This is a genomic window from Pseudoalteromonas sp. Of7M-16 (assembly GCF_022347805.1).
GTDB classification, from domain to species: domain Bacteria; phylum Pseudomonadota; class Gammaproteobacteria; order Enterobacterales; family Alteromonadaceae; genus Pseudoalteromonas; species Pseudoalteromonas luteoviolacea_F.
Genome location: NZ_JAKRFY010000038.1, coordinates 1 through 23,792 on the forward strand (window position 1 = coordinate 1; position 23,792 = coordinate 23,792).

Below are 23,792 nucleotides of genomic sequence, written 5' to 3' on the forward strand. Positions count from 1 at the left end.
CTAGTGACACAAAAAATTGTGTCCCCTTCGTCTAGAGGCCTAGGACACCGCCCTTTCACGGCGGTAACAGGGGTTCGAATCCCCTAGGGGACGCCACTTTATTACACTTCTCTTATAATGATATTCTTCATTAATCTTGCTTATTAAATTCCCTTTGCTAACTTTAATTTACTATGCAATGCGCATGTGACGTTCGTGTTTAATGACTTTGGTAAATAAAGAGCGATATTCATCATAATATTGTTTATTGAGTTTTTGTCACTGGGCAAGATTTCAATGTAATCCAATCCCATAAGCTTGATTTAGAACAATTTTTAGTCATTTTTGTCATGCTCGCATTAGCTTTATCACTTACTATTGCTTTTTTATTTAGAGTGAGTTGCTATGACTAAAGGAAGATCCACGGTAACCAACCGAGAGTACGACTATCCCAGCTCCTATAATTTGCTGTCTACCACTAATACCAAAGGCCAAATTAAATATGCGAATCGCCAATTTTGCGAAGTTGCAGGTTTTGAACTTCATGAACTAGAGGGAAAGCCACATAATATTGTACGCCACCCAAGTATGCCTAAAGCTGCGTTTCAAAACTTATGGAACTATATCGAGTCAGGTAAACCTTGGATGGGTATGGTAAAAAACCGCTGTAAGAACGGTGATCACTACTGGGTGAACGCCTATGTCACACCCATTACAAATAACAGTGGCCAGACTGTAGAATACCAATCAGTAAGAACAAAGCCTGATCGTGCAGTCGTTAATAGAGCAGAAAAAATCTATCAAAAACTCAATGACGGTGCCTCGGCGGAAAGTTTTACCCGAGCTTCAATGTCCCTGTCTACTCAAATGATGTTGATTATCGGTGTATTTTACATATTGAGTATGGTCTTCGCGTCGCTGCCCTCGCCGTGGTCTTATATTTTAGAGACGGTACTGGTGGTTATTGCATTGGCATTGACATACCAAAGGTTATCGCCTGTTCGAGAGCTAAGCGAAAAAGCGCGTAAGGTTTATGATAACCCCTTGATGCAGAAAATTTATATCAATAAAGTCAACGACATTGCAGCAATCGAACTGGCTTTATTAGCGCGCGAGTCGGAGTTAAGAGCAGTGCTTGGGCGAGTTAAAGATGCCAGTGATACGGTACGTGAGCACGCAAAAGAAACCGTTGATGAGTGTGATAAAAGCGCACAGTTACTCAACAACCAGCAGGCGCAAACGGGTTCATTGGCAACGGCGATTAATCAAATGACCGCAACGATTCAAGAGATCGCCTCGAATACAAACAATGCGGCATCTCAATCTGAAGCTGCGCTAAAGTCAGTCAAAGAGGGCAGTCTAGCGGTTAATGAAAATATGGAGAACAACTACACTTTGTCTGAAGAGTTGACGCAAACACAATCTGATATTGAAGACTTGAATGCGCAAACGGTGAACATTGGTGGTGTTGTCGATGTGATCAGAGGGATCTCCGAACAAACTAACTTACTTGCACTTAACGCAGCGATTGAAGCCGCACGGGCTGGGGAACAAGGTCGAGGATTCGCGGTGGTAGCGGACGAGGTTCGTGCGCTGGCTCAAAGAACCCAAGACTCTACCAAAGAGATAGATGACATTGTCGCAAACCTTAGACAGAGAGCTGAACGGGCTGTGCAAGCTATCCAAAATGGCGTGGAAAAGTCAGGGCAGTGTGTCGAAAAAGCAGAAGGTACTAAGGCTTCTTTGGATAGCATCAATGCCATTGTTAACGACATTTCTAGCTTGAATTATCAAATAGCGACTTCAACCGAAGAGATGTCAGGGGTGAGTAATGAGTTAAACAATAATGCGGTGACAATTTCTCAACTGGCAACTGACTCGTTGCAAAGCTCTGATAAGTCGTTAGAAACCATGTCAAATACACAAAAAGCGTTGTCTGATCAAAAGTCTTTGGTTGATCAATTTATTGCTAAGTTTCAAGGGTAAATAACAAGGTAAAGGGTGTGATTGCACACCCTTACCGTAACACATCTATACAGCCCTTTTCGCGGGTGTCAAAAGTATACAAATAGCCAGTTTGTTCAATTTTATTATTTCCATATTAATTATGATTCCTTTTAGAGAAAGAGTGGGTGTGCCATATCGGCTCCTAACGACAGAGGTTTCATATGAACAAAGAACTACGACAAGCTTTCAAGCATGAATTGATAACCGCAAAAGCGCTGTATACGGAGGGAGATTTTGATAACTGTTTCAAGCATCTCGAAAGAGCGCATATATTAGGGCAGTCCTATGTGGTCAGACATACCCAAAGCCATTGGTGGATGCTAAAAGTCGGTTTTAAAACAGGTGATAAAAGAGAGGTGTTTGGGCAAATAATGAGAATACTTGCCTCGATTATTTTCTCACGTATTTGGGTGCCGAAAGGGAATACAGGTGGGACAAATGTGAGCCCGTTTAGGTCTATGCCAATACCACATGATCTTCGAAGCCTCTTGCGTGATTGAAAATGTAATTCGCTAGTGTTGTGACTAGGATTGCGGATACACTATTGTTAAAAGAAGATTGATAGGCACTTAAGTGACAACCTCTAATGTTTGGATAAAGACTGGCTTAGTACTGACATATGGTGAGAGTATTGATGCGGACTATCATAGCCATCTGGCCATGCAGCTTATCTGGCCTGACAGCGATGCGATGTGTACTTTGAACGGAAAAGTGCTTCAGAATGTTGCAGTCATTGATTCAAAACAGATCCACTGCCTGAGCATGACTAAGGGGTGGGTACTACTGATTGAGCCAAGTAGCATATTAGGACAATGTCTGAAAGAGAGATTGAATAGCCAGTCTTGGATGTCTATGCCAACATCGCAAGGGTCTGAAGTTGATTTGCCAATAAAGCAGCAGGGTGATGCGTTTGCTCACTTTGCCAGTATGCTAGCTGCAATAAACTTGGATGGGCGCTTGTTAGATACTGATTTAAGTGTTGTTACTGATACTCGTATAGGTGAGCTGCTGGACGAATTAAATATTTGTTTCGCAGGTGCATGTGCCAAACCCAATCAGTGGCGAGCAAAGGATGTGGCGCATAAACTTCACTTATCTGAGAGTCGTTTTTTGCATCTATTTTCGCAGCAAGTCGGGATAGCGTGGCGACCATATCTATTGTGGAGAAGAATGCTATGCGCATTGCAGATGATGATGAATGGCGCAACGGCTACAGAGGCTGCATACGGCGCTGGGTTTTCTGACAGCGCGCATTTGAGCCGCACATTCAGAAGTACATTTGGTATGACAATCAGACAGGCAAAAAGCTTATTACATTAGTTAAAAACAACTCCAATACTTGTCATAGAGGCTTTGTGGATCGGCTTTCTAACATAAGCGCTGTTTCGACAAGCTAGTTCAATTCTAGAAATCACGAAATGTAATAGTCTTTATATTTACTAGGTAACAGACTTTAAATTTAAAGTTACTTCGGAAATAGGGGCGGTCATTTTTTGTAACATTTCATTGGTGTCCATTGGATGACTGTTATGCCAAATTACCAAATACAAGGTGTTTAAAAATCAACCAGGTTAATGGTGTGGATAGGCATCAATATGAATGAGTCATCAGTTTGACGGCTCAGCTGGTCCACCCTGGCATATGCAAAATCACAAGGAGACGTCATGCTCACAGTACATATTATGGCAGGTTCATTTTTGTTGTTGTTTGGTATAGGTGCTTTAAGTTTTACTAAGGGAAAGCTCTGGCATAGATGGTCCGGCAATCTTTTTTTCTTAGCTATGATAATCATGACTGTTACAGCCGCGTTTTTTAATGGTGGCTTAACCATGTCAATGCTGACATTTTACTATGGCGTTACCGCTTGGGCCATTGTCTTAAGAAAAGAGCAATCAACGGGTATTTTTGACGTGCTGGCAATGTGTTTAATCTTGTACGTCAGTCTAGATCTGTTTTACTTTGTTTATACTGCTACTGAACTTTCTAATACTTTTAAAACTATTTTCACTATTCATGCATCAGTGGCGCTGATGGCCGCGTGTTTAGACCTTAAAATGATTTTAGGTGGTGGCCTTAGTGGCAAACATCGAATAGCAAGGCACACATGGAGAGCGTGTTTTGCTTTGTTAGGTGCTGTGATGTCTTTTTCTGCAAATACATCAGATAGATGGCCAGACTTTATAGACAGCAATGCCCTTATTTATCTTATGATTGGCGTGCTTTTTTATTGGTTGATCAGAGTGCTTTTTACAGGTTGGCACAATCGATTAAAAGATACTCTTGGCACGAGTGTCTTGGCAAAGCGATTGTTAGTATTGAAGCGAACTGTAAAAACATCATGAATTGCAGCCAATAATAACAAAAGTATATTTTCTGTTGGGTCTTCAACCAATATAGGTTGCTCTTGTTGTTTTGTGTTTTCTAGTGGTGTGCGCTTAGCGATCATGTAAAATGAGCAGCTGATGCACATCGCTTTACACAACACTCTATCGAGTCAGTGCCTAGTTTCGGTTAGTTGCTTGCGATACTGCCCTGGGGTGCAGCCAGCAAACTCTTTAAATGCACGGGTAAAAGGGGCGGCAGAAGCAAAACCACTTTCAATGCCAATAACGAGCACGGGCCAATCTCGTGTGTCAGGTGCACTTAGCAACGCTTTAGCGTATTCAATGCGCATCTGGTTAACGTAATGATTGAAGTTTTTGGCATTAAAACTATTGAGCATTATCGCGCGGATACGATATTCGGGAACATCTAACTCTCGAGCAATATCGGCGACGCGCAAACTTGATTCTAAAAAGCGTTTTTCTTCAACTAACAATGTTTGGATTTGACTAGCGAGCGCGTTTTCTTCTTGAATATTAGGCTCTGTACTTTTTTCTTGTTGGTTAAGCTGCTGTTGGCGAATTCGGATCAGCCCATGTGTGCTGGCTAATATTAAGGCATAAGCGAAAACCACAAGCCAGTCTCGTCCTGCACCTGCTAACAAATCCGTTGGTAGTGCTGTGGAAACTAACATCACACTGACAATGCAAATCATGAAAGAAGATAGGTAAATTGTGCTTATTTTACGTTGTACTGCTGTTGCACTGTGTAACACTCGATAGCCTTCCCAAAACGCGAGAATGAGCATACCTGAAGAGAATATTGCAATTGCCTCTGATAAAACGGTTATTAGCACAGGTAGCCAATTTGTATCTAGCAGCCACATCTTTTCAGAAAAACGTAAAAGGTGCCTCAATATCAAGCACGCCCCGAGTAAGCCGACAAAAAGGAGGTGGTGGCGGTTAATTGGATTGGTTTTTCGGAAAAATGCACGTGAAAATAGCCAGTATCCGCTACAAGTGGCAAAACCGAGTATACCTATCAGGTGGTGATAAGGGGATAGATAGTGATCTGTTAATTTATATGCAATATGCATTGACGAAGATGCACAAAAAACGGCAAACGCTAAATGTAAAACATGTATTTTTCGAAGGCGATAATGAAAGATAGCAAATGTCATACATAGCAATACAGTAATTAGCTGCGCAATTTTTAGCAGATCCAATTTATACTCCCTCCTACTTTTACAGTGATTCTACATTAATTCTGTTCTTTTTCGATAATCTTATGATTTATTAACTTTTTTTAGCATCGATTTTCAAATTCGATGCTCTTTAAGCTCACTCCCATGGCAGCATTGCGGTGAAATTTAGAAAACAAGGTATGGTTATGCGAAGAAAATCTATGAGTGGTATTGAAGGCAGTTATGTAAGTAGTGATAATAGGAACGAGTATGATCCGATGCGAGATGACGCTCCAAAAGTCGCGCTTTGGAAGACCTGGGGACTTCGAATAATTTTTGCGGCGATGGTCATCGTATTGGGCTCTAAGCAATTGAATTATCTTCTCGAGGGCGCTTCGCAGTGGAGTAATTGGAGAGGGCTCGGACACTCTATGCTATTCACACTTGCTATATTGGCAATTGGAGGCGTATTTCGCCCTTTAGCATTCCTTCCGGTTATGATCTATGAAATGGCTTGGAAAATAGTTTGGCTGGCTGTTGTCGCACTACCGCCATTCATAGCAGGTCAGGAGATCCCTAGCATTGTAAACGCAAAGGCATCGCTCATTGGAATTTGTGTGCTCATTATTTTGGTTCCATGGAAGTACGTGTGGTGGAGGTACTTTATGCAACCAATTGAGCCTTGGAGACGGAAAAAGCCTATCAACAAGAACAAGTAATAACAATAAACGTATTCAAAACAGCGATGATATCTAGGGGGTGCATATGCACACCCTTCGCTGCTTTATATCAAGGTTGAGCAATTGTGAGAGCGGACTGCTATTTTCAGCTCTTAAGGAGTTAATAGCACATAGCCTCGAACACCAATCAATCTCCAAAAAGCGGTAGCCAGAGAGGTTAAGAAGTTAAATTGCTATTCAACTTTCTCTTTAAACTCACATAAGTCTTCAATAATACAGGAGCCACACTTTGGTTTGCGCGCAGTGCAAACATAGCGACCATGTAAAATGAGCCAGTGGTGTACATCGACTTTAAACTCTCTTGGAACCACTTTTTCAAGTTTCTCTTCGACGGCGACGACATCTTTGCCCATGGCGAATTTCGTTCTATTGGACACTCGAAATATATGAGTATCTACCGCAATGGTTGGCCAGCCAAATGCACAATTGAGTACTACATTGGCGGTCTTTCTACCAACCCCTGGCAACGCCTCTAATGCTTTGCGGTCTTGAGGGACTTCAGAGCCATGCTTTTCAATTAGGATCTGGCAAAGCTTATAAACATTGTTGGCTTTGGAATTATATAAACCTATAGTTTTAATATATTCTTTTAATCCTTCAACGCCTAGCTCTACGATGGCTTCAGGAGTATTGGCAACAGGAAAGAGTTTACGTGTGGCTTTATTAACACCTACATCTGTGGCTTGAGCGGATAAGGTTACCGCGACTAATAGCTCAAATGGGGAGCTGTATTCAAGATCTGATTCAGGGTTTGGATTGTCTTCACGTAAACGAGTTAAGATCTCTAAACGTTTTGCTTTATTCATGACGGTTTTTTCAGTGTTTTGCTATGGTTGAACAAGCATGACAGCCCTTGATTACCCCGAGCAATCACACTTGGTTATTCACACCCATTGAATGACGGTTCAAGTGAGTGTGAAAAATGAATTAAGTAAGACTGGTTACGCGTGCTCTTTGTGTTTTTTCGACAGGTGCCGCGGGCTTTGTTTGTGACTTTTTACGCTCGTCAAAGTAATTCTTAGCCGCGATGATAAGGCCTAAACCTAAAAATGCCCCCGGCGGTAAAATGGCAACTAAAAATTGGCTATCAAAGCTGATGATTTCAAGGCGCAGTGATGCAGCCCAGTCCCCGAGCAGTAGCTCTGCACCATCGAACAAAGTCCCTTGACCAATTAGCTCTCGCATTGCCCCTAAAATGACTAATACGGCGGCAAACCCTAGACCCATCATCACTCCGTCCCATGCTGATAAGATAGGCGTATTCTTTGATGCGTAGGCCTCTGCACGGCCGATAATGGCACAGTTGGTCACGATTAATGGAATGAAGATCCCCAAAGACTGATACAGCCCAAAGGTATATGCGTTCATAAGTAATTGAATAATCGTTACAAACGCGGCAATGATCATGACAAAAACGGGGATACGTATATCTTTTGGCACCCAGTTTCTCACAATTGATACGGTTACATTTGAGCCTACAAGAACCAGTAGCGTCGCGATACCTAAACCAAGTGCATTGGTGACCGTGCTGGTGACGGCTAAAAGAGGGCATAGGCCAAGTAATTGAACCAACGCGGCGTTATTTTTCCATAACCCTTCATGGGCCAGAGTTTTTAACTCACTCATAACTGTTCCTCTTGGCAAGTATTTGGCTGTGCAAATAAGCTGTCAAAGTTTTGATGTGCATACCAAGTTGCGGTATTAACTGAGTGCACCACTGCTCTGGGAGTGATGGTGGCACCGGTAAACTGATCAAACATGCCACCTTCTTTTTTAACATTGAAGCGGGGATCCTCTGCTGATTGCACTTTTACCCCCGAAAAACTGTGCACCCAATCAGATTTTTTAACTTCGACTTTATCGCCTAAGCCCGGTGTTTCTTTATGTTGAGTAATTCGTACCCCTGCGATTTCAGCGTTGGCATATAGCGCAGTTAATATATCAATGTTGCCACTATATCCTTCAGGTGTAATATGTTGCACAAGTAGGGCAACAGGCTGGCCGTTATGTTTTGCACGATAAATACGGTGTGGGCCATTGGGGCCAAGTTCAGGTGCGTTACTTTCGATACAGTCTAAATACAGTTCATTGTTATATTTATCAGCGGGTAACACCTGTGTCAGCGTGCGCATTAAATGCTTTTTCTCTTGCGCCTCAATACGCGGCGCAGTGAGCTGCTGGACTAGTGCTACGCTGCCTGTGGTTGCTAGCGCAAACGCAGTCAGGATCGCGCCATTTTTTTTCATTGATGCAAGGATCATTTTTTAGCTCCATGTCCATATGTGCGCGGTTGGGTGTAGTAGTCAATCAAGGGGACCGCCATATTCAGAAGCAACACAGAAAAAGCAACAGCATCAGGGTAGCCGCCATATTGCCTGATTAAATACACTAAAAGGCCAATTAATGCGCCATAGATCAGCCGGCCCTTGTTTGTTGTTGAAGCAGATACAGGATCTGTGGCAATGAAAAAAGCCCCAATCATGGTTGCCCCACTCAGTAAGTGGAATGCTATGCCTGCTTGATTGCCCAATACATAACCAAATAGACTGCAAATTGATAATGACATAATCATGGCAACAGGAATATGCCAATTGATCACCTTGGCTTTCAGTAGGTAAAGCCCACCGAGAAGATATGCGATGTTTACCCACTGCCAGCCTTCACCGGCAAAGTGAGCGAAAGCGCTATTATCCATGGCTTCTGAGACCGTCAAGTTTTGCCCTGTTGCCGTTTTTACATGATCGAGGGGGGTGGCGCCGGTTGCTCCATCAATGACTTGCCTAGCTTGCTCCAGAGTTAGACCTGAACGGGTGGATTCAGTAAAAACTAAAGCCAGTTGGTCAAGTACAGGGAGTGGTGCGCTCAATAAAGGCTGAATAGGTAGCCAAGCGGTCATTTGTACAGGGAATGAAATGAGTAACAGCACATACGCAGCCATAGCTGGGTTAAATAAGTTAAATCCGAGTCCACCATAGAGTTGTTTGACAATAACTATGGCAAAACATGCGCCGATGACGACAACCCACCAAGGCGCTAGGGGAGGCACACTCACCGCGATCAGCACACCGGTTAGCCAAGCACTTCCATCGCTTAATGTTGGCCATACGGGCCGACCGCGCAGTGTGAGCATTGCAGCTTCTGCTAGGCTTACGGTGATCAGTGCCAGCGCGAGCTGAATAAATACACCCATTCCAAAGAAGTAACTTTGCACCAAGATCCCAGGAATGCAGGCTAACATCACACAAAGCATGAGCTTGTTGACGGATTTCAGGCTGTGATTATGGGGCGATGAAGCCATGGTTAATTTCATGACAGATCATTTCCTTCTTGTTCTTGGGCTTTCTTCTTGGCTTTTGCGCGTTCGACGGCTGCGCGAATTGCTGCTTTGCGTTTATCTTCAGGGTTGAGTTCGTTTTCAGGTGTCGAAGTACTGTTTTCTTCTGATGTATCTGTACTTTCCACACGAGCTTGTTCTGCTTCTTTAGCAGCCTTTTTTGCCTTAGCACGGGCAATGGCTGCGGCCACTGCGGCTTTACGCGGATCTTCCGGGGCTTCGTCAGTTTTGGGCTCCTCGTTGACCGGCTCTTCAGCTTGTTCAGCGGCTGCTTCTGCTGCTTTTTTCGCCTTTGCGCGGGCAATAGCAGCAGCTACTGCGGCTTTACGCGGATCTTCCGGCGCTTCGTCAGTTGCAGGCTCCTCATTGACCGGCTCTTCGGCTTGCTCAGCGGCTGCTTTTGCTGCTTTTTTCGCCTTTGCGCGGGCAATGGCTGCGGCCACTGCGGCTTTACGCGGATCTTCCACCGCTTCGTCTGTTAGAGGTTCCTCGATAACTGGCTCTTCAGTTTGCTCAGCGGCAGCTTTTGCCGCCTTTTTCGCTTTGGCACGAGCAATGGCTGCGGCTACTGCGGCTTTACGCGGATCTTCCACCGCTTCGTTTGTTAGAGGTTCCTCGCTAACTGGCTCTTCAGTTTGCTCAGCGGCAGCTTTTGCCGCCTTTTTCGCTTTGGCACGAGCAATGGCTGCGGCTACTGCGGCTTTGCGCGGATCTTCCACCGCTGCATCAATTGCGGGTTCCTCGTTCACCGGTTTCTCGGCTGCCTTCGCTGTTTTCTTAGCTTTGGCACGAGCAATGGCAGCGGCTACTGCGGCTTTGCGCGGATCTTCCGGCGCAGCATCCGTTGCGGGTTCCTCGTTCACCGGTTTCTCGGCGGCCTTCGCTGTTTTCTTAGCTTTGGCACGAGCAATGGCTGCGGCTACTGCGGCTTTGCGCGGATCTTCCGGCGCAGCATCAGTTGCGGGTTCCTCGTTCACCGGTTCCTCGGTTGCCTTCGCTGTTTTCTTAGCCTTTGCACGAGCGATAGCCGCTGCAACAGCTGCTTTACGTGGATCTTGCTCATCATTTTCCACAGGGCGTTGCTCAGCTTGCGCTGCTTTTTTCGCTTTGGCGCGTGCAATAGCCGCTGCAACAGCATCTTTTGGTACACTACCTTGATCTGCGCCTGCTTTTTCTTCTTTGTATTTTCTGGCTTGTTCTTTTCTTTTTGCTCTTTCTAGTGCAACGGCGCTATTATCGGGCTCAAGTGTAGCTGCATCACCTTCTGCTTTTTTCGCTTTAGCACGTTCAATAGCAGCTTGTACCGCAGATTGCTCTGGGCGCTTTTTCTTAACACGTTCAAGCGCTTCTGAAACTTTAGCTTTGTCTTTTGCAGGCGCGCTACGCGCTGGACGTTTATGACGGTTTTGCCTTTCTTCTTGCTCTTTTTCAAGACGAATTTTTCGCGCTTCAAAACGCTCTTTGGCACGCTCAGCTTTAACCTTTTCAAGTTTTTGCTCTCGGATCTCGGCTTTCGCTACACGGTAATATTGCACCAAGGGAATTTCACTTGGGCAAACGTAAGAGCAAGCGCCACACTCAATACAGTCAAATAGGTTGTATTCTTCGAGCTTGTCGTACTCTTGTCCTTTCGCAAACCATTGCAGTTGTTGAGGCAATAAGGTTTGTGGACAGGCGTCTGCACAAGCACTACAACGAATGCAAGCTTGTTCTTGTCCTGCGATAGCTAATTCTTGATTGTCAGGTGCTAAAACGCAGTTGGTAGTTTTAACTACTGGGATCCTAACTGTTGGCAGAGTGAATCCCATCATTGGACCGCCCATGATCACACGCTGTTCATCAACAGGCGTAAAACCTTGGCTGTATAATAGGTGTTTTACTTCAGAGCCGAGCAGTGCCCAAACATTTTGAGGGGTTTGTATGGTATTACCTGTGACAGTGACTACCCGCTCTATCAATGGTTTACCTTTATAAATCGCCTCACTAACGGCAAATAAAGTACCAACGTTTTGAACCAATACGCCTACATCTGCGGGGATCCCACCACTGGGTACTTCTTTGGAAGTGAGCACTTTTATCAATTGCTTTTCGCCACCAGAAGGATACTTGGTTGGGATGGCGCGGACCAATATTTTGTCGTTGTGTTGAGCTGCAAGCTTCATAGCAGCCAGTGCTTCAGGTTTGTTATCCTCTATGCCAACTAAGGTGCACTGAGGAGACAAGATAGACATCATCACCTCAATACCTCGGATGATATCTTCAGCATGCTCTCGCATCAGCATATCATCTGCGGTGATGTATGGCTCGCACTCGACGCCATTGACTACCAAAAATTCAATCGTCTTAGCACTATCGGCTTTAACATATGTTGGAAAGCCTGCGCCACCCATGCCTGCAATACCTGCATGGTGGATAATATCTATCAGCGCTTTATTGTCTAGGTCATCAATAGATGTTCGAGCGTGCAAGTCACACCACTTATCTTCACCATCAGGCGTCAATACGATGCTCAGTTCCGGCATTGCGGAAGGGTGAGCTGAGGGCATGGGTTTGATATCTGTGATTGTCCCAGAGGTCGGCGCGTGGATCGGTAAAGACCAGTTAGTACCAGGTTGTGTTAACACTTGACCTTTTAATACATGCTCACCCTTATTAACAAGGAGCTGGCCATTAGCACCAATATGTTGTTTTAACGGCAGCACCAAGTATTCAGGTAGAGGTAAAGAACCGATTGAGACCTGATTGGAGATAGACTTTTGTTCTGGTGGATGAATGCCGCCGGGAAATTGCCACAGCTTGCCGCTTTCAATTTGTTCAAGTAATGTTTCCACTTAAACCTCTCAATCAAGTTGCTTCACTGGAATGGCGTCTATTTGCCACTTCCAAGATTGTTTTGTTTCGGCGACTGGGATCATGTCTATGCAGTCAACAGGGCAGGGCTCTACGCATAAATCACATCCGGTACATTCGTCGGCAATGATAGTATGCATTTGTCGGGTCGCGCCGACAATCGCATCGACAGGGCATGCCTGGATGCATTTGGTACACCCAATGCATTCATCTTCGCGTATATAAGCGACTTTTTTAATTGGCTCAGCTTCTTCTCCACCGGCGAGCGGCTTTGCTTCAACGCCCATCAAGTCTGCGAGCTTTTTAACCGTTGCTTCACCACCCGGGGGACATTTATTGACATCGTCGCCATTGGCAATTGCTTCTGCATAAGGTCGGCAGCCTGGGTAGCCACATTGACCACACTGAGTTTGTGGTAAAATGGCATCAACCTGATCCACAATAGGGTTACTTTCAACACGGTACTTAATGGCTGCATAGCCTAAAATTAAGCCGAAAACGAGTGCGAGTGCACCGATAGCTATCAAAGCATACAGTAATGTCATTTTACAACTTCACCAATCCAGAAAAGCCCATAAATGCAAGCGACATAAGGCCTGCGGTGATCATGGCAATTGAAGCGCCTTTAAACGGGGTAGGGACGTCTGCAACGGCTAAACGCTCTCGCAGTGCAGCAAATAACACTAACACTAATGAAAAGCCTACAGCCGCGCCAAAACCATATACGGCAGAGCTAATAAATGTGTGCTCTTTTGTAATGTTAAGTAATGCCACTCCAAGAACAGCGCAGTTGGTGGTGATCAGTGGGAGGAAAATCCCCAGCAATCGATATAAAGTAGGGCTGCTTTTTCTCACCACCATTTCTGTAAATTGCACAACCACGGCAATTACCAGTATAAAACTCATGGTGCGGAGAAAAGTCAGATCTAATGGCAGCAAGATATATTGATTAACTAAGTAACTGGTGACAGACGCAAGCGTTAAAACGAATGTGGTTGCCAATGACATACCTATGGCTGTTTCAAGTTTACTTGAAACCCCCATAAATGGACAAAGTCCCAAGAATTGAACCAATACAAAGTTGTTTACCAGCACCGTGCCGATAAGCAACAACATATACTCTGTCATTCATGCCCCTTAACTAACTATCTATCTGCGTTTCGCAACGTGTCATAAGACTGGAAATTCTAACAATTTTCCACGCTGAGATCACAACATTTAGCAGACTTTATTTGCATTGAAATGAAAAATTGGTAGGGAATGTTGACAATTCATGGAGGGATAAAGTATCCCTCCAAAACTTGTGGTTTTAGACTTCTTTGGGCTTTTCGATGTAATAACCTTGTACACCGTCGAGACAGAGCGTTTCAACGATGTGCTTTTCTTCTTGGCTTTCAACGCCTTCGGCAAAAACACTGACACCGATACGGTGCGCCAAATCAACCATTAAACGCATAAAATATTGATTGTTTTTGTCTTCTTCCAAGCCTCGGGTATAACTTGCGTCCATTTTGATAAAATCAGGTTTTAAATCCCTAAAGAATTTAAATGAGGTCAAGCCAACACCAAATCGCTCTACAGTGATACGTGCACCGACACGGTGAACCATATCTATAAAGCGTTTACTGGCTTTGATATTTTGTTGTAAGCCAAACTCACTGACCTCAAAAATGAGCTTAGATGCCAAGTTACCATCTTTAAGTAGTCTTCTTTCTAGCCAGATCACAAATTGATCGCTGTGGGCACTAGAGGCGGTAACATTGATGCCAAAAAACTTTTCGTTGAAATTACGTGTTTTTATTAATTCAAGTGAGCTATCAATTATCAGTTGGTCAATCTCAATAGCCATGTCGAGCTTTTCAGCCATGGCTAAGAAGGAAGCCGTCGGCAGCATTTGATTGTCTTCAGTTTTGAAGCGCGATTGGATCTCGGCATAGGCTTTGACATTTTTACCGATAGGCATAATGTTTTGCATCATCAGGTTAACACGGCGGCTGTCGATAACTTCCCGAATGACTCGGCGCCAGTTTTGGTTACCAAACCCAGCACCTACATTATTAACAATGTCACTTTCGCGCTGTAAATGCCACGCGTTAGCTTGTTTACTTTGCGCCATGCTCATTGCGTTATCGACGACAGAGAGCAGCTCTCCAAGGGGTTTGCCGGACTCATAGGACACAATACCAGCGTTTGCAACGGAGGCCAGCTCTTGGTTTTGCTGGTATTGGGTAAATCTAGCCTGAAGTGTCTCACCAAATTGCTCGGCCTCTTTTGAAGGAACATTTGGTAGAATAACGGCAAAGTCAGAGCTGTTGAGTCTGAAAACTTGGCTTCCTGTATAGGTGCCGCTAACGTGCTTAACAATATCTGACACGGCACGAATATATTCATCCCCTTTTTGATAACCACGAGTTTGGTTGATCATTTGCAATTCACTACAACGGATCATTGCCAAAGTACCAAAGCTTTTATTGTTCGCCTGTTCAATTTGATGTTCGTAATACTCTACAAACATATTGCGGTTGCCAAGCCCAGTTACAACATCTTTATAAGCTTCTTGCTTTATAGAGTGTGCAGCTGACTTAATATCTTCTTGTTTACTTTTCAGAAAGTGAGCTAAGCGATTAAAAGAGGGGGCTAATTCTGCGCCCAGTTCGGTAACTTTACCGGTATTGAAGTCTTCTTCTATGCTTTCTGTTACTTGGTTTTGCGTAATATACACATCAACGGCGTTGGCAACAGTCATACTGACATTGCGATTCAGCTTTTTATAGATGGCTTGCATATAAAAGATAGGAATAAAAGCAACAAGCGCAGAAATCAATAACATTAATAGCAGTGACTGCTGCAACAAAGAAGCTTGACTCTGAGCATTGATCACAAACTCTATTTTGATGTCTTTGGTTTTATTGACAGCAAATTGTGGTCGAATGGAATTAAAGGTGTTGGCAATGAGATCAGCTAAAAATGGTAGCTGGGTAGGGGCGCCCAGTTGCAAAACTGCTTGGCCGGAAAAGTCTCTTACTATAAAAGTAGAAAAAACATTTCCATTACTCAATGACAGGCGAATATGTTCTGGGGTCATATCATTCATGGTTTTTTCTTGAATGTAATTACTGACCATTTGTTGTGCGCTCATTTGCGCACGACTTACAGCGCTGTCAAAGCTTGAAGCAACAAAAAAGCTGCCCACCGCAGAGAAAAGTAACCAAGATGCAAATTGTAGAAATATGAGTTTTTTAAAGCCTGCCATTATTAATCTTCTGCCTGAAAATGGAAGAAATACCCTTTAGCATTAGTAAATGAATATAATGCTGCCAAACATAAATCGGGATTACTGAGAATTGCTCATATTGAAAATACGCTTATCGTGCATTTCGATATAGGTAGTAGTCCTAATTATATAGCAAAAATTCACCAGTCAAGGTGCTTGTAGAGTAGAGCATTGATAGGAAAAAGTCTAACATATTCTGAGAATTGGCTCCCCCTCCCCGACTCGAACGGGGGACCTGCGGATTAACAGTCCGTCGCTCTAACCAACTGAGCTAAGGGGGAACAATAGAATGATAAGAGTAGTTGGCTCCCCCTCCCCGACTCGAACGGGGGACCTGCGGATTAACAGTCCGTCGCTCTAACCAACTGAGCTAAGGGGGAACTACACTTTATAACGATTTGGCTCCCCCTCCCCGACTCGAACGGGGGACCTGCGGATTAACAGTCCGTCGCTCTAACCAACTGAGCTAAGGGGGAATCGTTATATGTTTAGAAACTTGGCTCCCCCTCCCCGACTCGAACGGGGGACCTGCGGATTAACAGTCCGTCGCTCTAACCAACTGAGCTAAGGGGGAAGCATGTCTCTCAACGGGGCGAAATATTAATGACGACACGGCGAAGTGTCAACAATAAAAATCACAGTTATGCAAAAAAACTGTCTTTTCGATGGATTAATCAACAATTAAGCTTTTTTTTAATCATCTTTAACTTCGGAACAGTGGACGTGAGCGCAGATTAGATATGAAATAGGGAGCTATTTACAGGATCGCAGCGATATGAGTTCGCAAATTTATCTTTCTCATGTCTGTATTAAGAACCCACATAATTAAGTTATTGCGTGTTTTTTGTGGTTTATGTCTCAAAATTATTCGAAAGGACTATTTTTTGCACTTTTTCTGAGATCGTAGATTTTGATAAAGTTGATCCTAATAGGGATCTTAAAAGTAGATTAGTTTGCACTTCTTTTACAGTCGATTTGGTAAATATTTTACTCAAATTTTACCTATTTAATGCATAGGCTAGCCATCTGTTTTTTAAAAGCTACTTAAAAACAATCTGTTATGTGTTTTTTACCTATCATTTGGCCGCTTGCATATTTGTCAAATTGGGCTACACACGAGCAAAAAAACGCAAAGAATGGGTGTGATCATGGCTATTAAATAAAATGATCATTTAAATAAAATGAATTGGCCGATATGATCCCTGCCTAGGCCTTTATTTTTAAAGGCTCTACAAACTTATCCACGGAATCTGTGGATAACATTGTTTATTAATCTTTAAGAACTCTACGAAAGCTAAGTAAACCGTGGCATTAGAGGGAAGCAATAGTTTTTTATGTTTTTTTAAATTTCAATAAAATCATATATATAGCTCTTTTGGTTAGAATTCATGGCAGATGTGAGTATTTTTAAAGATTTATTTCAACATTGTTTGGTTGATGTGCAAAAAGTGAGCCGAAGAATGACTGAATCTGAAACAAAATTGACATTTTTTGTTCAGAGGTCTGTTTGACAAAGAATTGGGCAAAAAAACCAATTTTAGCTGTGTTAATCCTTTTTTGTGCTTCAATCGTATTGCGCACAATAATAGCATGGCATCATCCAGTATGATGATTTAGAATGATGGGCTGTTATACGAGGTATCATAATTTATGTCCGCAGTACGCCAATCTAGTTCCCATAGTGATATTTTGAGTGGCTCTATTCCAGCTACGTTAAAGCGTATGACTGTGCCAATGATATTTGGCATGATCATGTTGATGAGCTTCAATTTAGTCGATACGTTTTTTATCAGTTTACTAGGCACCAAGCCGCTTGCCGCGGTGAGTTTCACCTTTCCTGTTACATTCACCATTATTAGCTTAGCGATTGGTCTAGGCATTGGTACTTCTGCTGTGATAGCGAAAGCTCTGGGTAGTAAAAATATAGAAGAAGCCAAATTTGATGCATTTGTTTCTCTTGTTTTGGCGGCGGTCTTGGTCGCGCTGTTGGCTGGAGTAGGGTATTTGTTGATGGACCCAATATTTACACTTTTGGGGGCAGATGAAACCACACTTCCTTATATACATGAGTATATGAATGTATGGTTCTTTGGCGCAGTATTTTTGATCACGCCAATGATCGGCAATTCGGTGCTTCGAGCATCAGGGGACACCAAGACCCCAAGCATGATTATGGGGCTGGGCGGTCTCATTAATGCAGTGTTGGATCCAATACTCATTTTTGGTTTAGGGCCTATTCCTGAGATGGGCGTACAAGGGGCTGCAATTGCATCGGTAGTTGCATGGGCCGTTGGTGTGGTGGTAATTATTTACTTACTGGCAGTAAAAAAACGTCTTTTAAGCTGCTCAAGCCCTACCCAAAGTACTTGGGAGGCTGTATCCAAAATTATGAAAATAGGTTTGCCGGCGGCTGGTGCGAATATGCTGACGCCTATTGCAATGGCTGTGATGACTGCAATCGTTGCAACTTATGGTGCGCAAGCTGTTGCGGCATTTGGCGTGGGAAGTCGTATCGAGTCTATTGCTTGTTTGGTTATTTTGGCATTATCGATGACCTTACCTCCTTTTGTTAGCCAAAATTATGGAGCGGGTAATTTTGCAAGGGTCAAAGAAGCCTATACCAGAACACTTAGATTTGTACTTGTTTGGCAATTTGCAATTTACATCGTTTTACTCCTCACAGCGCACTGGGTGAGTCAAGCTTTTGGTAATGAACCTGAAGTCATAGAAATTATTAAGCTCTTCATTTACACGTTGCCGCTTAGTTATGGCTTACAGGGGATCATTATACTAACCAATTCATCTTTCAATGCTTTACATAAACCAATGAATGCGTTGATCTTAAGTATTGTTCGACTGTTTGTTTTTTATATACCCTGCGCTTATATTGGTTCTCATATTGCGGGGTTAACAGGACTGTTTATTGGCGCTGCAATTGGTAACTTATTTACAGCTGTTTCAGCGTATATGTGGTTTAGAAAAACCCTAAACAACATGCAACATGAACGTCTTGAGGTGCAACCTTCATGAATGAATCTTTTGAGTTAGTATCCGAATTTTCACCAAATGGTGATCAGCCGACTGCGATTGCTCAGCTGTGTGATGGTCTAGAGGCCGGGCTTGCCCATCAAACCTTACTAGGTGCAACGGGTACAGGTAAAACCTTTACGATGGCGAATATTATTCACAAGCTAAATCGCCCAACTATTATTATGGCGCACAACAAAACGCTAGCGGCACAATTATATGGCGAAATGAAAGAGTTTTTCCCAAACAATGCCGTCGAATACTTTGTTTCTTATTATGACTATTACCAGCCCGAAGCCTATGTTGTAGCCAGTGATACTTTTATTGAAAAAGACGCTTCGATCAATGATCATATTGAGCAGATGAGATTGTCTGCTACCAAGGCACTGCTCGAAAGAAGGGACACTATTATTGTCGCTTCGGTCTCTGCGATTTATGGTTTGGGTGATCCCGACTCTTATATGAAAATGATGCTGTTGCTCAAAGTGGGTGAAACCATGGAGCAGCGGGCTATGCTCCGTCGCTTGGCTGAACTGCAATATACTCGCAATGACATGGATTTCTCGCGCGGTACATACCGAGTGCGTGGAGAGGTTATTGATATCTTCCCTGCTGAATCAGAAACACAAGCGGTACGGGTTGAAATGTTTGATGATGAGATCGAACGTATCAGTTTATTTGATCCGCTAACCGGTGCAGTCGACAAACACCTAGTCAGAGCAACCATCTACCCAAAAACGCATTACGTTACGCCAAGAGAAAAAATACTCGATGCGATTGATAAGATCAAAGGCGAGCTAAAAGAGCGCAGAGCATATTTGATGGATGCAAATAAACTCGTAGAAGAGCAGCGAGTTGCGCAGCGTACGCAATACGATATCGAAATGATGCAAGAGCTGGGCTTTTGTTCAGGCATTGAAAACTACAGTCGATACTTGTCTGGCAGAGCACCAGGTGAGCCACCCCCGACTTTACTCGATTATTTGCCAGATGATGCATTGATGATCATTGATGAATCACACGTCACGGTCTCGCAAGTTGGTGCTATGTATAAAGGGGATCGAAGTCGGAAAGAAAATCTTGTTGAGTATGGCTTTAGGTTACCTTCGGCAATGGATAATCGACCGTTAAAATTCGAAGAGTTTGAATCTATTGCCCCTCAGACGATCTACGTGTCGGCTACACCGGGTGACTATGAACTTGAACGCTCAAGTGGCGAAGTCGCTGAGCAGGTGATCCGTCCGACAGGTTTACTTGATCCCGTGCTTGAAGTGCGCCCAGTGACAACGCAAGTTGACGATCTGTTATCTGAGATTTATCAGCGCGTCGAGTTGAAAGAGCGTGTTTTAGTGACTACTTTAACGAAGAGAATGGCTGAAGATCTCACCGATTATCTAAATGATCACGATGTCAAAGTGCGATATTTGCACTCTGATATAGATACGGTTGAGAGAATGGAGATCATTCGAGATCTTAGGAAAGGTGTTTTTGATGTATTGGTCGGGATAAACTTGTTGCGTGAGGGTCTCGATATGCCGGAAGTTTCACTAGTGGCTATTCTAGATGCTGACAAAGAGGGGTTTTTACGCTCGACTCGATCGCTAATTCAGACCATAGGCCGTGCAGCTAGACACCTTAATGGAAAGGCGATTCTATATGGCGATCGGATCACGCGCTCGATGCGCGCTGCGATTGATGAAACTGAGCGTCGACGTGAAAAGCAGCAAGCCTACAACGAGCAGCACGGTATTGTGCCGCAAGCCTTAAATAAAAAGATCACCGATGTGATGGATTTGGGCGAAGAAGTGCAAGAGATTGATCATACAAACTCAAATAAAGTGAAGCAGGGTAAAGGTCTACCAATATCGACAGCAGGTAAATCAACGGCTCAGCTGACCGAACAGATAGCTCAGCTAGAAACTCAGATGATGACGCATGCGCGTGAATTGGAGTTTGAAAAAGCGGCGCAAGTTCGTGATCAAATCCAACTTTTACAGCAGCAGCTTTTAAATAGTTAAAGTAGGGAAAAAAATACCAAGTACAGATATAACACGACTCTTTTGCTGGCTTATTTATAAACAATAGGTGCTAAGTTGGCGAAAAACGGTTAAATTATCTAGTGTATGAAGTGGGCAAAGCGTAGCACCTGAATATCCAGCGGGTGCAGCTGAACCATTTATAGTTATCGAAATGCCATTTTGTGAGAGTCGCTCTGTACTGTGTTATTTGGTCACCAAGTTAGTTTATTACTCATTTTATTGTTATCAATACCGCTCACTTATGCGAGTGATCAGCAGGTACAGACTTCATTATCTCAACTTTCCCTCTCATTGGAACAAAATCCAAAACAAACATTAGTCAAAGTAGATGAGCTTAATCAGCTATTTATACACCCGCAGCCAAGTTCACGTTTTTGGTTTGAACTTAAAATTATTGAAGTCAAAGCAAAGACTAAACTAGGACACTTTATGGAGGCTAAACAGCATCTATATGAATTAGAGTCTTATCTCCCCGTAATGAGTACATTCAAGGAAGCGCCAGCACAGATCAAATTGCTGCAGGCCCAGTTAGCAATTAAACAAAGCGATATAAGTGCAGGATTACTGCTATTGGAGCAAGCACGAAATCTGGTGCCAAAAGAACACCTGACTTTACGAAGTGACATATTACATTTACTCGCTCGAGCTTTGAGGTATCAAGCTAACTACAGTGAGGCAGAGCGGGTCATTAAAGATGCCATTTCCTTGGTTGCTCCGATCCAAGACAAAGCGCGTTTAGCCAAGTACTACAATCAGTTAGGTGTGATCTACGATTACATGGGGAGTTTGCAACTCGCTCTACGTTTTCACGAAAAGTCGCTTAACATACAGCGTCAGCTACAAAATCAGCAGGGGATATCCAACTCACTGTATAATATTGGCGAAATTTATCGAGATCTAGAAAAGTACCCACAGGCACTTCAGCATTTTAAGCAGGCTTTAGAAGTGGACAAGGCGCTTGGTGATCCGATTCATATCGCTAACAGCCACGGTAAACTAAGCCAAGTTCATTTGCAGCTCGGAAAGATAAGCGAAGCACTAGATCATAGTCAAGAAGGTATCAAACTCGCACGCGCCAGTGGCGCTAATAGCGATCTTGCCTGGCAGCTGAGTATATTAGCCAATATTTATGTTGCACAGTCAGCTTTGGCACAGGCTTTATCAGTGGCGCAAGAAGCTTTAGAACTTGCAATTGAGGCGAAAGCGAAACGAACAGAACACACTGTTCGCATCGTCATTATAGAGATCCGTCTAGCTCAAGCTCAATACAAGCAGGCGTTATCTGAAATCGAAGCTGTGATGGCACTGCCGGGAATTGGCAACTCATATCGCGCTACTTTGCTGAAATATCAGGCGCAAGCATTACAGCAGCTAGAAGAGTATAAGCTCGCAATGCTCAGCCTTGAAGCATTTATAGATACTAAAACTCAGCTATATCATGATCTAGATAAACAGCAAGCCCTGACCATGCAGCAAAACGTAGAGTTTATACGGCAAGAGCAGGCTTTGAAGCTGATCCAAAATGAACAAGACCTGGCAAAAGCAACCCTAGAAAACTTAAAACTACAGCGTGGCATGGGGGCGTCGTTGCTATTATGCTTTATGGCTGTTGCCATCTATATATACAAAAGACAAAAACAGAAGCAGCAATTTGTTGAGCTAGAGTCCGACATGATGGCTGAATCTCTCGCTCAGAAAAATCGCTTATTGGCTGATGTCTCTCACGAACTAAGAACCCCACTCGCGGCTTTAAAATTGACTGTAGAAGCAATGCAGCACAATATAGAGCCTGATCCAGTCAAAGGTTTTTTGAAAATCCAGAAAAAGATCAGCCATCTCGATAATTTAATAAAAGATATCTACCAATCGGCGCAATTTGATAATGATGCCATGGTGTTAGATAAACAGCCTGTAGATGTCAGCATATTGCTTAAAGAAATTGTCGAGGAATTTCAGCCTATGTATGCGACCAAGCAACAAACCTTGTCATTTTCTGAAAAAGTGCACGACTCTATTTGTAATTTGGATGCAGCGAGGATCCGACAGGTTATTTTTAATCTTTTGAGAAATAGTCATTTTTATACCAGTTCAAGCGGAAAAACTCAGATATCCATGAATGTGAATGAAAAGGGATTGACGGTCTTAGTCGAGGACTCATTTCCAGGTGTCGCCAATGAAGATTTAGAGAAAATATTTGAGCGGCTGTATCGCTGCGAGGGGTCACGCAGCAGAGATCATGGAGGTTCGGGCCTTGGCTTGGCGATCTGTCAGCAGATCATCCAAGCACACAAGGGGGAGATCAGTGCTTCACACAGCGAAATGGGCGGAGTTGCCATTACGCTGTATATACCACATCAGAGTTTACTTAAAAGCGATAGCTGACACCAACGCCTAGTGCAGATACGTCCAGGTCACCCATATCTAGGTACTGATAGTTGACGTTCATCGCCATGCCATTTTGCCAGTCGTACTGCCATCCTAGTTCAGCGACAAAGCCGACACCATCATCTTCTTCTAAGGTTTTGCTACCTCGGTTGAGTTCATAATCATAAAAGTTAGCACCTAATTTACCGTATAGAGAGTTTCGCTCTGTCAATTTATATTGGCCTTTGGCCGCGACGATCAAATTGCCATATTCCAAATCGTTTGCACCTATTTCGAATAAGGTTTTGTTCAATTGAGTACACGTGAACTTTCTGTTTTGTGTGTCTGTGCATTCCCACTTATCTGAGTCACCACCGCCGTTTAGACCTACTTCAAGCGCCCAAGTTGGGTCAAATTGATAGTTGTAATAAACGTACAATTGGCCAACGCCGTCGCCATCTTGGCTCGAACTTTTGTAAGATGCTGAGCCACCAGATAACTGGGCACCCACTCTGTGCTTATCATCGCTGATGTTTGCCATTGTTGAAAAAGAAGTTGCCGCAGCCAGTACTAGTGAGAGTAGAGATAAAGTTTTCATTACGCATATTCCATTTGGTTAACTTGTGACTCAGTTTAGGGAGAAGGCCTGTGAGAGTCTGTGGCACCGTTGTCA

18 protein-coding genes and 5 tRNA genes are annotated in these 23,792 nt (G+C 43.5%); 9 read left to right on the forward strand and 14 right to left on the reverse strand.

Annotation, left to right across the window (positions count from 1 at the left end; all coding sequences use genetic code 11):
- Window positions 1-20 precede the first annotated feature (20 nt).
- From MHN81_RS26035 to MHN81_RS26055, 5 genes are all read left to right on the forward strand, one after another.
- Window positions 21-96 (forward strand) — tRNA-Glu (locus tag MHN81_RS26035).
- Window positions 97-384: 288 nt separating this feature from the next.
- Entirely contained in the window at window positions 385-1,965 is a 1,581-nt protein-coding gene (locus tag MHN81_RS26040; RefSeq protein ID WP_023400196.1) for a PAS domain-containing methyl-accepting chemotaxis protein, read from the forward strand.
- 182 nt (window positions 1,966-2,147) lie between these two features.
- Entirely contained in the window at window positions 2,148-2,486 is a 339-nt protein-coding gene (locus MHN81_RS26045; protein ID WP_023400197.1) for a DUF3703 domain-containing protein, read from the forward strand.
- Between the two features lie 73 nt (window positions 2,487-2,559).
- Window positions 2,560-3,306 (forward strand): AraC family transcriptional regulator, encoded by a 747-nt coding sequence (locus MHN81_RS26050; protein ID WP_239427155.1) that lies wholly within the window; start codon window positions 2,560-2,562, stop codon window positions 3,304-3,306.
- Between the two features lie 344 nt (window positions 3,307-3,650).
- Window positions 3,651-4,328 (forward strand): hypothetical protein, encoded by a 678-nt coding sequence (locus MHN81_RS26055; protein ID WP_239427156.1) that lies wholly within the window; start codon window positions 3,651-3,653, stop codon window positions 4,326-4,328.
- Between the two features lie 152 nt (window positions 4,329-4,480).
- Here the strand turns inward: MHN81_RS26055 and MHN81_RS26060 are convergent, their stop codons facing one another.
- Window positions 4,481-5,533: a helix-turn-helix transcriptional regulator gene (locus MHN81_RS26060; protein ID WP_023400200.1), complete on the reverse strand. Its 1,053-nt coding sequence runs from the start codon at window positions 5,531-5,533 to the stop codon at window positions 4,481-4,483.
- A gap of 164 nt (window positions 5,534-5,697) precedes the next feature.
- On the opposite strand from MHN81_RS26060, the gene MHN81_RS26065 reads away from it, so the two are divergent.
- Entirely contained in the window at window positions 5,698-6,210 is a 513-nt protein-coding gene (locus MHN81_RS26065) for a hypothetical protein (RefSeq protein WP_239427157.1), read from the forward strand.
- Window positions 6,211-6,404: 194 nt separating this feature from the next.
- Here MHN81_RS26065 and nth read toward each other — a convergent pair whose 3' ends face one another.
- The 12 genes from nth to MHN81_RS26125 form a co-directional block, all read right to left on the reverse strand.
- Window positions 6,405-7,037, reverse strand: a complete 633-nt coding sequence (nth, locus tag MHN81_RS26070) for an endonuclease III (RefSeq protein ID WP_211009902.1) — start codon at window positions 7,035-7,037, stop codon at window positions 6,405-6,407.
- 121 nt (window positions 7,038-7,158) lie between these two features.
- Window positions 7,159-7,857: an electron transport complex subunit E gene (locus MHN81_RS26075; protein ID WP_023400203.1), complete on the reverse strand. Its 699-nt coding sequence runs from the start codon at window positions 7,855-7,857 to the stop codon at window positions 7,159-7,161.
- Window positions 7,854-8,492, reverse strand: coding sequence for an electron transport complex subunit RsxG (gene rsxG, locus MHN81_RS26080; RefSeq protein WP_239427158.1), 639 nt, complete (start codon window positions 8,490-8,492; stop codon window positions 7,854-7,856). Before rsxG ends, MHN81_RS26075 begins: the two co-directional genes overlap by 4 nt.
- On the reverse strand, window positions 8,489-9,541 hold the full coding sequence (gene rsxD / locus MHN81_RS26085; protein WP_239427159.1) for an electron transport complex subunit RsxD: 1,053 nt from the start codon (window positions 9,539-9,541) through the stop codon (window positions 8,489-8,491). Before rsxD ends, rsxG begins: the two co-directional genes overlap by 4 nt.
- Entirely contained in the window at window positions 9,538-12,396 is a 2,859-nt protein-coding gene (rsxC, locus tag MHN81_RS26090) for an electron transport complex subunit RsxC (protein ID WP_239427160.1), read from the reverse strand. Before rsxC ends, rsxD begins: the two co-directional genes overlap by 4 nt.
- A 9-nt stretch (window positions 12,397-12,405) precedes the next feature.
- Complete coding sequence (gene rsxB, locus MHN81_RS26095) at window positions 12,406-12,960, reverse strand: electron transport complex subunit RsxB (RefSeq protein ID WP_023399637.1); 555 nt, start codon at window positions 12,958-12,960, stop codon at window positions 12,406-12,408.
- Between the two features lies 1 nt (window position 12,961).
- Window positions 12,962-13,543, reverse strand: a complete 582-nt coding sequence (gene rsxA / locus MHN81_RS26100; RefSeq protein WP_023399636.1) for an electron transport complex subunit RsxA — start codon at window positions 13,541-13,543, stop codon at window positions 12,962-12,964.
- Between the two features lie 181 nt (window positions 13,544-13,724).
- A complete protein-coding gene (locus MHN81_RS26105) occupies window positions 13,725-15,668 on the reverse strand; it encodes a GGDEF domain-containing protein (RefSeq protein WP_023399635.1) in 1,944 nt (647 codons plus the stop codon).
- 225 nt (window positions 15,669-15,893) lie between these two features.
- Window positions 15,894-15,970: transfer RNA gene (locus tag MHN81_RS26110), tRNA-Asn, on the reverse strand.
- 22 nt (window positions 15,971-15,992) lie between these two features.
- Window positions 15,993-16,069, reverse strand: a tRNA-Asn gene (locus tag MHN81_RS26115).
- Window positions 16,070-16,088: 19 nt separating this feature from the next.
- Window positions 16,089-16,165: transfer RNA gene (locus MHN81_RS26120), tRNA-Asn, on the reverse strand.
- Window positions 16,166-16,186: 21 nt separating this feature from the next.
- A tRNA-Asn gene (locus MHN81_RS26125) sits at window positions 16,187-16,263 on the reverse strand.
- A 1,076-nt stretch (window positions 16,264-17,339) separates the two neighbouring features.
- Here MHN81_RS26125 and MHN81_RS26130 point away from each other — a divergent pair.
- From MHN81_RS26130 to MHN81_RS26140, 3 genes are all read left to right on the forward strand, one after another.
- A complete protein-coding gene (locus MHN81_RS26130; RefSeq protein WP_023400919.1) occupies window positions 17,340-18,719 on the forward strand; it encodes an MATE family efflux transporter in 1,380 nt (459 codons plus the stop codon).
- Window positions 18,716-20,734: an excinuclease ABC subunit UvrB gene (gene uvrB, locus MHN81_RS26135; protein ID WP_023400918.1), complete on the forward strand. Its 2,019-nt coding sequence runs from the start codon at window positions 18,716-18,718 to the stop codon at window positions 20,732-20,734. Before MHN81_RS26130 ends, uvrB begins: the two co-directional genes overlap by 4 nt.
- Window positions 20,735-21,184: 450 nt before the next feature.
- A complete protein-coding gene (locus MHN81_RS26140; RefSeq protein WP_239427161.1) occupies window positions 21,185-23,137 on the forward strand; it encodes a tetratricopeptide repeat protein in 1,953 nt (650 codons plus the stop codon).
- Here MHN81_RS26140 and MHN81_RS26145 read toward each other — a convergent pair.
- Window positions 23,121-23,717 (reverse strand): porin family protein, encoded by a 597-nt coding sequence (locus MHN81_RS26145; protein ID WP_239427162.1) that lies wholly within the window; start codon window positions 23,715-23,717, stop codon window positions 23,121-23,123. The two genes, MHN81_RS26140 and MHN81_RS26145, sit on opposite strands and share 17 nt — an antisense overlap.
- Between the last annotated feature and the right edge of the window lie 75 nt (window positions 23,718-23,792).